10 protein-coding genes and 4 tRNA genes are annotated in these 14,092 nt (G+C 53.4%); 4 read left to right on the forward strand and 10 right to left on the reverse strand.

Going from position 1 to position 14,092, the window contains the following annotated elements:
- Positions 1–2,547, reverse strand: coding sequence for a class I adenylate cyclase (gene cyaA / locus OGX94_RS03295; protein WP_032934207.1), 2,547 nt, complete (start codon positions 2,545–2,547; stop codon positions 1–3).
- A gap of 394 nt (positions 2,548–2,941) precedes the next feature.
- On the opposite strand from cyaA, the gene hemC reads away from it, so the two are divergent.
- Genes hemC through hemY form a run of 4 tightly spaced genes read left to right on the forward strand, consistent with a single transcriptional unit; the run spans position 2,942 to position 7,019 of the window.
- Positions 2,942–3,883 carry a hydroxymethylbilane synthase gene (gene hemC, locus OGX94_RS03300; protein ID WP_003828972.1) on the forward strand — a complete coding sequence of 314 codons (942 nt, stop codon included), beginning with the start codon at positions 2,942–2,944 and terminating at the stop codon, positions 3,881–3,883.
- The gene (hemD, locus tag OGX94_RS03305) at positions 3,880–4,620 is read left to right on the forward strand and encodes a uroporphyrinogen-III synthase (RefSeq protein ID WP_079939629.1); all 741 of its coding nucleotides are present in this window, start codon (positions 3,880–3,882) and stop codon (positions 4,618–4,620) included. The genes hemC and hemD overlap by 4 nt, the downstream gene beginning before the upstream one ends.
- Before the next feature lie 21 nt (positions 4,621–4,641).
- A complete protein-coding gene (gene hemX / locus OGX94_RS03310; RefSeq protein ID WP_257662374.1) occupies positions 4,642–5,817 on the forward strand; it encodes a uroporphyrinogen-III C-methyltransferase in 1,176 nt (391 codons plus the stop codon).
- Between the two features lie 2 nt (positions 5,818–5,819).
- Complete coding sequence (hemY, locus tag OGX94_RS03315) at positions 5,820–7,019, forward strand: protoheme IX biogenesis protein HemY (protein ID WP_257662385.1); 1,200 nt, start codon at positions 5,820–5,822, stop codon at positions 7,017–7,019.
- 455 nt (positions 7,020–7,474) lie between these two features.
- Here hemY and OGX94_RS03320 read toward each other — a convergent pair.
- The 9 genes from OGX94_RS03320 to wzxE form a co-directional block, all read right to left on the reverse strand.
- Positions 7,475–7,551, reverse strand: a tRNA-Pro gene (locus tag OGX94_RS03320).
- A gap of 41 nt (positions 7,552–7,592) precedes the next feature.
- Positions 7,593–7,678, reverse strand: a tRNA-Leu gene (locus OGX94_RS03325).
- Positions 7,679–7,698: 20 nt separating this feature from the next.
- Positions 7,699–7,774: transfer RNA gene (locus OGX94_RS03330), tRNA-His, on the reverse strand.
- 56 nt (positions 7,775–7,830) lie between these two features.
- A tRNA-Arg gene (locus tag OGX94_RS03335) sits at positions 7,831–7,907 on the reverse strand.
- 102 nt (positions 7,908–8,009) lie between these two features.
- The gene (thrP, locus tag OGX94_RS03340) at positions 8,010–9,395 is read right to left on the reverse strand and encodes a bifunctional threonine/serine APC transporter ThrP (RefSeq protein WP_003828980.1); all 1,386 of its coding nucleotides are present in this window, start codon (positions 9,393–9,395) and stop codon (positions 8,010–8,012) included.
- Positions 9,396–9,673: 278 nt separating this feature from the next.
- Positions 9,674–10,414 (reverse strand): lipopolysaccharide N-acetylmannosaminouronosyltransferase, encoded by a 741-nt coding sequence (wecG, locus tag OGX94_RS03345; protein WP_003828982.1) that lies wholly within the window; start codon positions 10,412–10,414, stop codon positions 9,674–9,676.
- On the reverse strand, positions 10,414–11,769 hold the full coding sequence (gene wzyE / locus OGX94_RS03350) for an ECA oligosaccharide polymerase (RefSeq protein WP_257662375.1): 1,356 nt from the start codon (positions 11,767–11,769) through the stop codon (positions 10,414–10,416). The genes wecG and wzyE overlap by 1 nt, the downstream gene beginning before the upstream one ends.
- A complete protein-coding gene (locus OGX94_RS03355; RefSeq protein WP_257662376.1) occupies positions 11,766–12,845 on the reverse strand; it encodes a TDP-N-acetylfucosamine:lipid II N-acetylfucosaminyltransferase in 1,080 nt (359 codons plus the stop codon). Before OGX94_RS03355 ends, wzyE begins: the two co-directional genes overlap by 4 nt.
- Positions 12,842–14,092, reverse strand: a complete 1,251-nt coding sequence (wzxE, locus tag OGX94_RS03360) for a lipid III flippase WzxE (RefSeq protein ID WP_257662377.1) — start codon at positions 14,090–14,092, stop codon at positions 12,842–12,844. The genes OGX94_RS03355 and wzxE overlap by 4 nt, the downstream gene beginning before the upstream one ends.

The following is a 14,092-nucleotide window of genomic DNA, read 5'->3' on the forward strand; positions in this document are numbered from 1 at the left end:
TCACGAGAAATACTGCTGTAACAGCGGCGTGTCGTTGTCCTGACTGGCTGGCGGAACAGCGCTAATCGGCTGGGTGCGGAAAGGAATCACCTGCGCGCGCCCGTCGGTTTTCACAATCTGATAGAACTGCGGCAGGTTAAAGTTGATGAAGCTGGAGCCGTAGGTAAAGCGATCGTGCGACGATGAGTAGAAGCGGCTTACGTCGCGTACCAACTCCTCTTTGCTACCTTCGCAGTGGTGATACACCTCGGCCCGATTGCTTTCGTCCAGAATGTAGATATTAAAGCCCTGCTCATCACCCGTTTCTTCAAAAAAGAACTGAATAATCCCTTCGCTGGCAAAACCGTCGACCACCGACGGCAGTTTCACATGGTTGGTCTCAACCTGGACGGAAAGGCCGTGCAGTTTGTTATGTGAAATCGCACCATAGAATTCAATTGCGTTTTCCAGCTTCTGTACCGAAACGTTCAGGCGCTCGAAGAACAATCCCCACGTCTGGCCGGAAACACGCAGCGCTTTGAAACGTCCGGTTTCCTGACGGGTACTGGAGAGGCGTAGCTCGATGCACTCAGACACCAGTTGCTGCACGCGGGTGCGAATTAAACCGCGCAGATGCTGGCTATAGCAGAACACTTCGACGCTATCCGGCGGCGCGGCATCCTGGTGCATTTTGCCCAGAATCGTTTTTAACGCTTCAATCATCGCCTGCTCGCCGTTGAAGTGCAGCGTACGCACTTCATTCCACGAGTTGCGGTACAGCAGGTCGACGCTTCCTACCAGGCAATTTTGCTCTTCGCCAAAGCTGAAGACGTCCAGCTTACGGAAATCAAAATGTACCACCTGATTACGGAATGCGGCCGTTGGGTCATATTCGAGGTTAACGATAATCGCCAGATGGCGAATTTCGCATGGGCTATACAGCGCTTTCGGTGTTGGTGCAGGCAGTCGCAGCGGGAAGTGGTGCGACACGTCGGCGACCATTTCCTGCAGCTTCGGCAAATCAACAATGCCGTTGCCCTTAATAAACAAATGCGTACGCGAGGTCAGCAGGCCGTTGAACCAGGCCCACGCCACCAGCTTGTTGAGATAGCGGTTATATTCCAGCGGCTGATGGCTGATGATCGAGTCCATGTTAGGCGCGCGGTTGTAGAGATACCAACCTGAACGGTTAGCACGACCCGGCGGTACATGGATAAAGGTCAGATTCGGTTCCGAGAGATCCGGAGATATCTGTGGGTTCACCAGCGTGACTTTACCCGGCAACGCTTCAAACGCGGCATACAGCTTACGGGTCAGCACGCCGATATCCTGCGGGCTGGCGCTGACGCTGAGGTTATTGCGCCGCGCAAAGCGGATCAGGTTACGATAGCTCTGCATCATCGCATCGAGCAGTTCGTTATGCGCTTCGCGTACCTGGTCAATCTTCCAGTTAGCGCGGTTATCCAGCATGGTCAGACGGGCGTCATCCCAGCCCCACTCTTTCACTAACTGACTTAATACTTCACGACGCCAGCCCACGCAGGCGCGCTCACGGCTCAGTTTCTCACACACTTTTAAGTAGAAACATCGACGCACTAAATCCAGGCGCGTCGGATCTTCGATCGCCGTGAGGTACTCGGTAACGCGCTCCAGCATCATACAGTAAGGATCGAGACCAAAAGAGACGATCTCGCCGTCATGCAGGCGCTGTTTAATATCTTTCGCCAACAGGCGTGGATTTGGGTATTCCCAGGAATAGGCTTCCAGCAGCAGCGTTTTCAGCACCGCTTTGTACGGGGAGTCGATACTCTTGTACAACTGCCAGAGGCTGGCGCCAAAGTACTCTTCGGCGGAAAGCGAACTGAGCCCGCCGAGATCCAGCCATTCGTTTGGCGTTAGCACCCCCTGTGCGTAGAGCGTCATGACGTAATCGTCGTAATGCTCTTCTTCGTCGCCCGGCACCATATTCCACAGAATACGTTTACCCGCGAGGCGCACAGCGGTGCGATAGAATTCATCAAGCAACAGGATATGCTGCGTCGAGCCACAGTCTTCACCACCCAGACTGCCGCTTTCATTGTGACGGAAACGGTTTTCATCAATCAGGAAGAAACTGACTTCCACGCCCAACGAGGCGGCCCAGCTTTCCAGCAGACTACATTTTCGCTGCAGCAGCTGGCGCTCTTCGCTATCCAGCCAGGATTGATGGCAGACCCAGATATCAAGGTCAGAGGAACAGCTTTGCCCTACCGAAGAGGTGCTGCCCATTGAGTAAACGCCAGTGATCGGCAGTTCGCCCTTGGGAGGATCCTGCGGCGACATACCGCGGTACAGTTCCAGTTCGTTCAGGTAGTGGCGTTGGGTTTCATCAGGCGTGTAAAAGCATATGCCTTTGGGAACGTTACCATCGAGGTAACCCGGCATCAGCGGATGGTGGTAGTGCAATAATGTCGGCAGCAGACTGTATACCTGCTGGAAGGCAGGTCCCATGGCAGCAAGCGCGCGATCCACACGCAGTTGATTTATGGCATCCAGTCTCTGTTTCAGAGTCTCAATATAGAGGTACAAGACGTATCGCCTGATGTTGCTATCCGTCATGTTGTCGATTGCCGCGGCGCAAGCGCTCACAATAATCGCCATCAATTCGGATAAACCGTATGTCAAAAATAACCGTTACCTGTTTTTCGCCCATATTTTTTTATGCTGTTCAGCCGAAAAAATGGTCTAAAACGTGATCAATTTAACACCTTGCTCATTGACCGTAAAGAAAGATGCGCTACATACAAGTGTAGCACCGTTCGTTACGTGTAAATTCCTTCATACGGTCGGGAGGTTTCTCGTCATTATTCACTGCCAGTGATGATGCAGCGCCTTTTCCTCTCACTTACGTTTGAGCGTAACGCTGACATCCCTTTGATAAGGATGTTAGGATGGTCAATGATTGATAATGACGGTAACAAGCATGTTAGACAATGTTTTGAGAATTGCCACACGCCAAAGCCCCCTTGCGCTCTGGCAGGCACATTATGTCAAAGACGCCTTAATGGCAAACCACCCCGGTCTGATCGTGGAACTGGTTCCTATGGTAACCCGTGGCGATGTGATCCTTGATACCCCGCTGGCGAAGGTCGGGGGGAAAGGGTTGTTTGTTAAAGAGCTGGAAGTCGCGCTGCTGGAAAAACGCGCCGATATCGCTGTGCATTCCATGAAGGATGTGCCGGTTGAATTCCCTGATGGTCTTGGGCTGGTCACCATTTGTGAGCGAGAGGATCCGCGTGATGCTTTCGTCTCAAATAAGTACAACTCGCTGGATGAACTCCCCGCAGGCAGCATCGTCGGGACATCCAGTTTGCGCCGCCAGTGCCAGTTGGCAAAACGTCGCCCGGATCTCGTCATCCGTTCGCTGCGCGGCAACGTAGGCACGCGCCTCAGCAAACTGGATAACGGCGATTATGACGCCATTATTCTGGCGGTCGCCGGATTAAAACGTTTAGGTCTTGAGTCGCGAGTCCGCACCGCTCTGCCGCCGGAAGTCTCCCTGCCCGCAGTCGGGCAAGGCGCAGTAGGCATAGAATGTCGACTGGATGATATGCGCACTCAGGCGCTGCTAGCGCCGCTCAACCATGAAGAGACTGCGCTACGCGTCAAAGCAGAACGCGCCATGAACACCCGCCTGGAAGGGGGATGTCAGGTACCTATTGGAAGCTATGCCGAAATCATCGACGGTGAGATTTGGCTACGTGCGCTGGTCGGCGCGCCAGACGGTTCACAGATGGTATGCGGAGAACGTCGCGGTGCCACACAGGATGCCGAACAGATGGGCATCTCTCTGGCAGAAGAACTGCTGGAGAACGGTGCGCGCGCCATTCTGGCGGAAGTTTATAACGGAGAAGCCCCCGCATGAGTATTCTGGTCACCCGCCCGTCTCCCGCAGGGGAAGAGTTAGTGAGCCGACTGCGCACACTGGGGCAGGTGGCCTGGAGTTTTCCACTCATCGAGTTTTCACCAGGTCGGGAGCTGGCAACGCTTGCTTCCCGACTGTCGGCGCTGACGGAGAACGATCTGGTCTTCGCCCTCTCGCAGCACGCGGTCACCTTTGCCGATGCCGAGCTTCAGCAGCAAGAGAAAAGCTGGCCATCCCTTCCGCGTTATTTTGCCATTGGCCGTACAACGGCGCTGGCGCTGCATACTGTTAGCGGCTTCAATATTCACTACCCTCTGGATCGGGAAATTAGCGAAGTCTTGCTACAATTACCTGAATTACAAAATATTGCGGGAAAACGCGCGCTTATATTACGCGGCAACGGTGGCCGGGAGCTGATAGGTGAAACCCTGACGGCACGCGGAGCCGATGTCGATTTTTGTGAATGTTATCAACGCAGTGCAAAATATTACGATGGTGCAGAAGAAGCGATGCGCTGGCAATCCCGTGGCGTAACCACGGTAGTTGTCACCAGCGGAGAGATGCTACAGCAGCTCTGGTCGCTCATTCCGCAATGGTATCGTGAGCACTGGTTACTACGCTGTCGGCTACTGGTCGTCAGTGAGCGTCTGGCGCACCTCGCCCGGGAACTGGGCTGGCAAGATATTAAGGTCGCTGATAACGCCGACAACGATGCGCTACTACGCGCATTACAATAACTCTCATAATGGGATGCCATAATGACGGAACAAGAAAAATCCTCCGCCGTGGTTGAAGAGACCAGGGAGGCCGTGGAAACCACGTCACAGCCAGTTAATACTGAAAAAAAGAGTAAGAACAGCACGGCGCTGATTCTGAGCGCTGTGGCGATTGCTATTGCGCTGGCTGCAGGCGTTGGGTTATACGGCTGGGGGAAACAACAGGCAACAACACAAACGGCAACCAGCGATGCGCTGGCGAACCAGCTGACGGCACTGCAAAAAGCGCAGGAAAGCCAAAAAGCTGAGCTGGAAGGTATTATTAAACAGCAGGCAACGCAGCTGGATGAAGCCACTCGCCAGCAGGCCGCGCTGGTCAAACAGCTTGATGAAGTCCAGCAAAAAGTCGCCACCATCTCCGGCAGCGATGCTGGCACATGGCTGCTGGCGCAGGCTGATTTTCTGGTGAAACTGGCCGGTCGCAAATTATGGAGCGATCAGGACGTCACCACCGCCGCGGCGCTGTTGAAAAGCGCCGACGCCAGTCTGGCAGATATGAACGACCCGAGCTTAATTACCGCCCGTCGCGCGATTACTGACGACATTGCGAGCCTCTCCGCGGTGACTCAGGTCGACTATGACGGCATTATCCTGAAAGTGAATCAGCTCTCTAATCAGATTGATAACCTGCGTCTGGCCGACAACGACACCGACGATTCTCCAATGGACTCAGACAGCAGCGAGCTTTCCAGCTCAATTAGCGAATGGCGCGTCAATCTGCAAAAAAGCTGGCAGAACTTTATGGACAGCTTTATCACTATTCGCCATCGTGATGAAACCGCCGTCCCGCTGCTGGCGCCGAACCAGGACGTTTACTTACGTGAAAATATCCGTTCCCGCCTGTTAGTGGCTGCCCAGGCCGTGCCGCGTCATCAGGAAGAGACATACCGCCAGGCGCTGGAAAATGTCTCCACATGGGTGCGTGCTTACTACGACACCGACGATGCAGCGACCAAAGCGTTCCTTGAAGAAGTAGACCAACTGAGCCAGCAAAGCATCAGTATGGATGTTCCAGAAACGCTGCAGAGCCAGGCTATTCTCGACAAGTTAATGCAGACCCGCGTACGTAATTTACTGGCGCAGCCTGCCACAGCACCGGTAGCAGCAGCGCCAGCGCCTTCGACAGACGCTCCGGCAACCGCGCCGCAAGGAGAATAATGATGCTAAAAGTATTGTTGCTCTTTGTGCTGTTGATCGCCGGGATCGTCGTCGGTCCGATGATAGCCGGTCATCAGGGTTACGTGCTGATCCAGACGGATAACTACAATATCGAAACCAGCGTGACGGGCCTGGTGATCATCCTGATCGTCGCCATGGTCGTCCTGTTTGCGATTGAATGGCTGTTGCGCCGAATTTTCCGCACCGGCGCACATACCCGTGGGTGGTTTGTGGGTCGTAAGCGTCGTCGCGCCCGTAAGCAGACCGAACAGGCGCTGCTCAAACTGGCAGAAGGTGACTATCAGCAGGTTGAGAAGCTGATGTCGAAAAATGCCGATCATGCAGAACAGCCGGTAGTGAATTACCTGCTGGCGGCAGAAGCGGCTCAGCAGCGCGGTGACGAAGCGCGCGCCAACCAACACCTTGAGCGTGCTGCCGAACTGGCCGGAAATGATACGATCCCGGTAGAAATCGCTCGCGTTCGCCTGCAACTGGCGCGCAATGAAAATCACGCCGCACGCCACAGCGTAGACAAACTGCTGGAAGTGACGCCACGTCATCCGGAAGTACTGCGTCTGGCTGAGCAGGCTTACATTCGCACCGGCGCATGGAGCTCCTTGCTGGATATCATCTCATCCATGGCAAAAGCGCATGTGGGTGATGACGAGCACCGCGCCATGCTGGAACAACAGGCATGGGTTGGTTTGATGGATCAGGTCCGCGCCGATCAGGGCAGCGAGGGGCTGCGTGCATGGTGGAAAAACCAGAGCCGTAAAACCCGTCATCAGGTTGCTTTGCAGGTAGCGATGGCTGAACATCTGATTGAGTGTGACGATCACGATACGGCGCAGCAGGTCATCATTGATGGTTTGAAACGTCAGTACGATGACCGCCTGGTGCTGCCGATCCCGCGTCTGAAAACCAATAATCCGGAACAGATAGAAAAAGTGCTGCGCCAGCAGATTAAAGCCGTGGGCGATCGCCCGTTGCTGTGGAGTACGCTGGGTCAGTCGTTAATGAAGCATGGGGAATGGCAGGAAGCTACGCTCGCCTTCCGTGCCGCTCTCAAACAGCGCCCGGATGCCTATGACTACGCCTGGCTTGCTGACGCGCTGGACAGACTGCACCAGCCGGAAGAAGCCGCCACCATGCGCCGCGATGGCCTGATGTTGACGCTGCAGAACAACAATCCCCCGCAGTAACTCCTGAATGCCCGGTGGCGCTTTCGCTTACCGGGCCTACATATTTTTCAATCGTATAAACAAAATCCTTCGAGAAGTCGCTCGAAGGATTTTGTTTATGCATAAAAAAACGCCCGCTCGGTAAGGAGCAGGCGTTAAACAGGTCTGTATGACAACATAAATGGGTGCTTCACTCAACGTTATGTCCATGGTGTTTGATGAGGCTTGAGCGACATCTGTCTGTGGACGATAAGCACCGTAAACGGCTCTGCATCATTCCTGAGTTTATGAGGCCAGATGGCGAACATAAGAGATGGAATGAGCATCTACCCGCATATTATTGCACAACGCATGCCACGATTGCACTGCAAAAACCAGGTATTCGGACTTTTTAAGACTTCAGGAAATTCGCAGGTGCGAAGGCTAAGAAGGGAAAATCTGAAAACAAAAAACCCCGCCGAAGCGGGGTTCAAAATTGGTCGGCGAGAGAGGATTCGAACCTCCGACCCACTGGTCCCAAACCAGTTGCGCTACCAAGCTGCGCTACTCGCCGTTTTACTGCTTTTTGAATTTTTAGTTCAATTCTTTAAGTCGTGGTGCGAGGGGGGGGACTCGAACCCCCACATCCTAAGGACACTAACACCTGAAGCTAGCGCGTCTACCAATTCCGCCACCTTCGCATTTCACAACTTTAAATTAATGGGGTGGCTAATGGGATTCGAACCCACGACAACTGGAATCACAATCCAGGGCTCTACCAACTGAGCTATAGCCACCACTGCAAATCTTTTACGCGGTATTAAAACCACCGCAGCTCTGGCACCCTACTAAATGGTGCGCCCGACAGGATTCGAACCTGAGACCTCTGCCTCCGGAGGGCAGCGCTCTATCCAGCTGAGCTACGGGCGCTTAGCGCCGTTGCGGGGCTGGATATTACGGAGGTCTCGGTCTTCTGTCTAGTGCTTTTTTAAAATAAATTATCGTTTGGTCATGGTTTGTGCGTTTTGTCGCTTATTCCCGCAATTTATGGGCTGTGCCATGACGATTCAGACCAAAAACCTTATAAATGAGCGTCACGGCCAGTAAGAAACCCATGCCAACAAAAAGCGACATTCGGGTATCTTCATTAAAGTACATGCCAATTAATACGCAAATCAGGAACGCCATCGTCAAATAATTCGCCCACGGGAACAGAATGGAGCGGAATGGATGACTGGCAATCGCCGCTTTATGCGCCTGACGGAAACGCAACTGGCTTATCAGGATCACAAACCACGGCACCATCCCCGGCAACACGCTGGCACTATAGACATAAACAAACACGCGCTGCGGGTTAGGAATGATGTAGTTCAGGCATGAGCCAATCAGCAGGATCGCGATAGAAATAGCCACTCCGGCAACCGGCACGCCATGGCGTGATACTTTTCCAACAACGGCAGGAAGCTGGCGATTCTTTGCCAGCGCGTAGAGCATACGCCCACAGCTGTACATGCCGCTGTTACAGCCAGACAGCGCCGCCGTCAGCACCACAAAGTTAATAATCCCTGCCGCAGCAGTAATACCAATCTTGGCAAAGGTGAGCACAAACGGGCTACCGTTGCTGCCAATCTCATTCCACGGGAAAATAGTGACGATGACAAAAATCGCACCAACGTAGAAAATCAGAATGCGCCACAACACTTTACCCACCGCGCTACGCAGCGTGACCTGTGGATTCTTCGCTTCCCCTGCAGTGATGCCGATCAGCTCCACGCCCTGGTAAGACGCCACAACAATACACAATGCCGTCAGGAAGCCCTTCCAGCCCCCAGCAAAGAAGCCACCGTGCTCGGTCAGGTTGCCAAAACCAATCGCCTGGCCGCCATTGCCGAAGCCGAAGAAAATCACCCCAACCCCAATGACGATCATCACAATGATGGTGGTCACTTTGATCATGGCAAACCAGAACTCAATTTCACCATACAGGCGAACCGCAGCGAGGTTTGCCAACGCAACCAGTCCGACTGCGATCAGTGCGGGTATCCATTGTGCCATTTCCGGGAACCAGAACTGTACGTACACCCCGATGGCGGTAATCTCTGAGATCCCCACCGCCATCCACATAAACCAGTATGACCAGGCGGTAAGATAGCCAAAGAAGGGGCTCATATAACGGTGGGCGTAAACAGCGAATGAACCGGCAACCGGCTCGAGGAATAACATCTCCCCCATAGAACGCATGATGAAAAAGACGAACAGCCCGGCGACGATATACGCCAGCAGAACCGAAGGTCCCGCCCATTTAAGGGTACTGGCGGCCCCCATAAATAGCCCAACGCCAATAGTGCCCCCAAGGGCAATTAATTCGATGTGACGAGCCTCCAGCCCACGCTGTAGCTCAGGTTTGTTCTCGGCCATAAATCCTCTTGTTGTGTTTGCATGCTGTCCGGTATTACCGGTTCTCGTTATGGGTACATCTTGTTATGCCATAACAGGCCATACGGCACCGACCGCTTAACGGTTGGCGCCAAACACACCATGGCACTGCAATGATTGTTGCGAATGGTTTCCTAAAATCGCTTAAATGGCAATTAAAGCATTCAAAAAATAAATAGATTGTACGAGAAAGCAGCGATAATGTTGTGAATAAGTAGCGTAATTAGCAGATCACGCTACTTACCAGAGGAGAAAGGGCGTCAGAGGTTGCCGGTATAGTGCCAACGGAGATAGCGTAATAAGCGAAGTTGTCGAGTAATACGGCTCGGCTGCGACAATAAGCGATACAGCCACTCCAGCCCCAGATTTTGCCAGATTTTAGGCGCACGCTTAACGTGACCGGTAAAGACGTCGTAGGTGCCCCCTACGCCCATATACAGCGCGTCAGGGTGAGTCTTGCGGCAATCACGCATAAAGATCTCTTGTTTTGGCGAACCCATCGCCACCGTCACAATTTGCGCACCGCTGGCGTGAATACGCTCAAACAACGCCTGACGCTGCTCTGGGGCAAAATAACCGTCCTGACTACCCACAATGTTCACGCGCCACTGCGCACGTAGTTTTGCTTCTGTTTGCGCCAGAACTTCAGGCTTGCCACCAACCAGGAAAACAGGCGTTCCGTTTTGCCCGGCTCGCGCCATCAGCGCTTCCCAAAGGTCAGCTCCGGCCACGCGTGAAACCTGTGCCTGCGGGAATTTTTTGCGCACCGAACGCACCACGCTAATTCCATCCGCATATTTGAACTCCGCGGCGTTGATCAGCTCCCTCACTTCAGGGTTATCTTCTGCTGTCAGCATCTTCTCAGCGTTGATAGCCACCAGCGTTCCTGACCTGAGGTGTCCTTCGGCAAACAGGTAATTCAGCGCATGTTGCATATCGCGCCAGCCAATCAGTTGTAATCCGCGCAACGAATACAGCGGCGCAGTTGTGTTATCTGTCATTACGATCCTTCAATCTGTGTACGGGGCAGCGATTTAATTCGTTTATGGATGAGTCCCGCGCTATCGAATAGCCAGAACAGCAGTTTTGCCACCAGTAGGCAAACGCCGAAAATCACGAGGAAAAAGACCACTCGTGAGACAAACGAATCCAGCCCTTCACGTGCCAACACAATCATATTGAAAATGGCGCCAAAACAGAAACTGTGCAAAATCGCCGCCTTATATCGATTGGTTTCTCGGTTACCTAGCTCATACAGCCAGTCGAACCACTTGATGATGAGCCCAACAACAATCGCGCCTAATGGTATAAACAGCGCCCCGCCCATCACCACCAGTGAACCAATTAACGTCGGCGAAATCGCCAGTCCTGAGTGGTTGTTCAACACTTCCCAGGTAAAGTAGTTCGCTGAGTTGAGTACAATACTCGGCCGCCCAGGCCACAGCCAGGAGGGGATAAAGACGTAGAAGTCACGGACGATCGGCGTCAGCCCCTGGAACTCAATATTGTGGTAATTCTGCAACAACAGCGCCAGGTTCTCCCACGGCGAGAAGGTGTCGCGCGTAAGGTACAGGAACGTATAGAACGCCTCATCGCCGCTAACGCTCATTCCGTAGCGCTTCAACGCCAGCCAGAACATCCCGACAATGCCCAACACGCCTGCAGCGGCCAACATCCACAGCGAAATCCAGCCGCGAATAATGCCGATAAACAAGAAGATGGCAAACGCGATAATGATATTGGCCCGCGTCCCACCCACAATCATATAGGTCAGCAAACCAAACGTGACGGTACTCACCAGGAAGAACACCCACGCTTTGCTGTCCTGACGTAAGAAATAAACCACCAGCATTGCCGGAATGAAGAAGTAGAAGAAACGCTTCAGAGCGACGCCAGAGACTTCACTGGAAAAAATCTGGCTATAGGATTGCAGTCTGAACAGCAGGAATCCGTTGTGCATAAAGAAGATGCCCACGCTCACCAGCGCAATCGCCATCAGGATAACCCAGGTCAAATGGGCTTCAACGCGATTGATGGTAAACAGCGGCCTGCGCGGCTTATCATCTACTCGTTTGCGCAAGCGCGTTTTATACGTCACGTAGTAGACGGCATAGAAACAGGCGGCTGACAGCAAGGCCTGTAGAAGGATCTCCGGCGGAGCCACTGCCACATCAAAGCGGAACACCAGGATGCTGGTTAACGGGAATCCGAAGAAGAACGTCAGCAAGAACAACAATGAGAAGAAAACATTGAAGTTAAAACGCACGCGGCGGAACTCAAACCAGGTCAGCGTGGCGATAAACAAGGTGGAGAGCAGCCAGACCACCAGAAGACCGCTGAATTGCATCAGGCTCATACGGTTTCTCCTGAAGCAATGCGCAGCGCGTTGTGCCACGGCTGCAGATAATTCGGGCTAAAGAAGGTAATAGTATTTTTATCTACCGATGCCAACTGGCGCTGCGCTTCACGTACGACGCCTTCATTGAGATCATCAGTGGTAAATAACACCGGAAGATTTTGTTCCACCATATCCTGCCAGAAGGGATTTTCACGGTTGAGCACGCATGGGATACCCGCCTGGATCAGCAAACACAGGGTACCGATTCCCTGTTGACGGGCAAAAATAAAGTAACCCAAATCACACTGCCGCAATAATGTTAGATAGGCATCAAATTCCAGCTTTTCACTCAAAATTTGCAGATTGTCAGCGCTAAATAACGCCAGACCGGCCTGACGAACCTCATCGATATAGGCCGTATTATTGGCGGGATAACCCATCGGCACAATCACATTCACCGTGTCGCCAAACTGCTGATGGACGGCGCGAAGCGCGGCAACATGCTCATTGCTGCGACCGCCAGAGTTGCCAACCAGCACCGTCATCTTGCCGCTGCGCTGGCAATCATTGCTCATGTTATTGAGTGAAGGGTCCATTCGCGTTGGGAAATAGAGCAACTCACCCCGCACACGGGGATGTTGCTCGGCGAAATAACGTAAATCGCCCCGTGTGGCAAACACGCAGCCCACACGATTCTGTGCCATGCGGCGAATCGGGTAAAACAGGCGGAATTTCAGCCCACTGGAGACTTCGTATAAATCAGCGCCCCAGATATGCCAGTAAAACTGCGCCGGTTTAATCCCGCCACTCAGCAGCGCCAGCCACAGGCTGGTGTTGAACTGACCGTGGAAGAAGAATCGCTGCTGGCGATCCGCTTTTGCTTTCGCGATCACAGCGTCAGCAAGCGCCTTTTTCCCGCTGTAGAAGCTTAGCGATAACGCCGGGCAGCTCTCACTGAGTCCCGCATCCTGACCGGCAACCATAAACGTGCGCGCATGCTCGCTCGTCGCAGCCAGCGAGTCGTTGAAAAACCGCAGCACGGTTTGGTTATGGTGAGGGATATCCGATCCCAGAACGTGAATCAGTACAGTCATGCCCGCCTACGCCAGAGTAAAAACACGCCACAACAAAGAGAAAAATAGACGATGTACGTTGCCATATAAGCCTGTGCCGCTCCCAGCGCACCGTGTGCAGGGATCAGCCAGTGAGCAAACACCGTCAATAACATGAACTGGCTAATTTCAGCCAAAATATAAAACCGCAGCGATGCTTTCGCGATCACCAGATACCCAAAGACATACGCCCCTACTTTCAGTACATCGCCGACCAGTTGCCAGGCAAACAGATCGCGCATGGCGGTGAATTTTGCGGAGAAAAGCAGCCAGATCGCAAAATCACGCAGCAACCAAACAGTAAAGCTCGCAGCGGCAACCGCCGGTAACACGAACTTCAGCGACTTAACCACCTCGCGCGTAATGTCGCGTTTTTCGGTCAGTCGAGACAACGTCGGAAGCAAGTAAACGCTGAATGAGGCGGTAATGAATTGCAGATAAGCATCAGAGATACTGCTTACTCCCTGCCAAATCCCCACATCATCCCAACTGTACTGCGCCGCCAGCAGGTTTCGCATCATCACGTATGCCACAGGCAGCGTTACGGAGGTAATCAGCGCCATCAGGGTAAACTTGCTTAGCTGTCCAGCCAGACCGTTATCCCACGAGGGTTTCAGGTAATGCAGGGGAATTGCCCCACGCTTAATCAGCATAATAGCGGCGGGGATAACGACCAACGCGGGCACTAACGCCAGACCCAGCAAAGCGCCTTCATACCCTCCCTGGCGATAACAGCCATAATAAGCCACTACGCCCACCAGGCTACCCACAATCAGCGACAGCGCGTTACCCGCCGCATCGCGAAAGCCCTTCATCAACGCCAGCAGCAGGTTCGCCCAGGCAATACCCATCTGCACCAGCGCAACCAGTCTTACCAGCCCCTGATAATGAGTATGGCCAAACAATCCCTGACTGATTGGCGCGGCCGCCAGCAGAAAAATCACCGCCATCAGCGTAGAGAATCCGAGCACCATCGCGGAAGATGTACCGACTACCTTACGGAGCTGGGTCGGATCGTCATGGTGCTGCGCAACATATTTCGTGACGCCGTTGAAAATGCCGGCCCCCGCCAGGACACCAAGCACGGTGACCATCTGGCGGAAGTTACCCGCCTGCCCCACACCTGCCGGGCCAAACGACACCGCCAGCAGCTTCACGACCAGCAATCCTGCACCAATTTTTACCAGCGTACTGGCTGCCGTCCATAAGGACGCTTTAGCAAGCGACAT

Origin of the sequence: Citrobacter sp. Cpo037 (assembly GCF_030332945.1) — a bacterium.
GTDB classification, from domain to species: Bacteria; Pseudomonadota; Gammaproteobacteria; order Enterobacterales; family Enterobacteriaceae; genus Citrobacter; species Citrobacter portucalensis.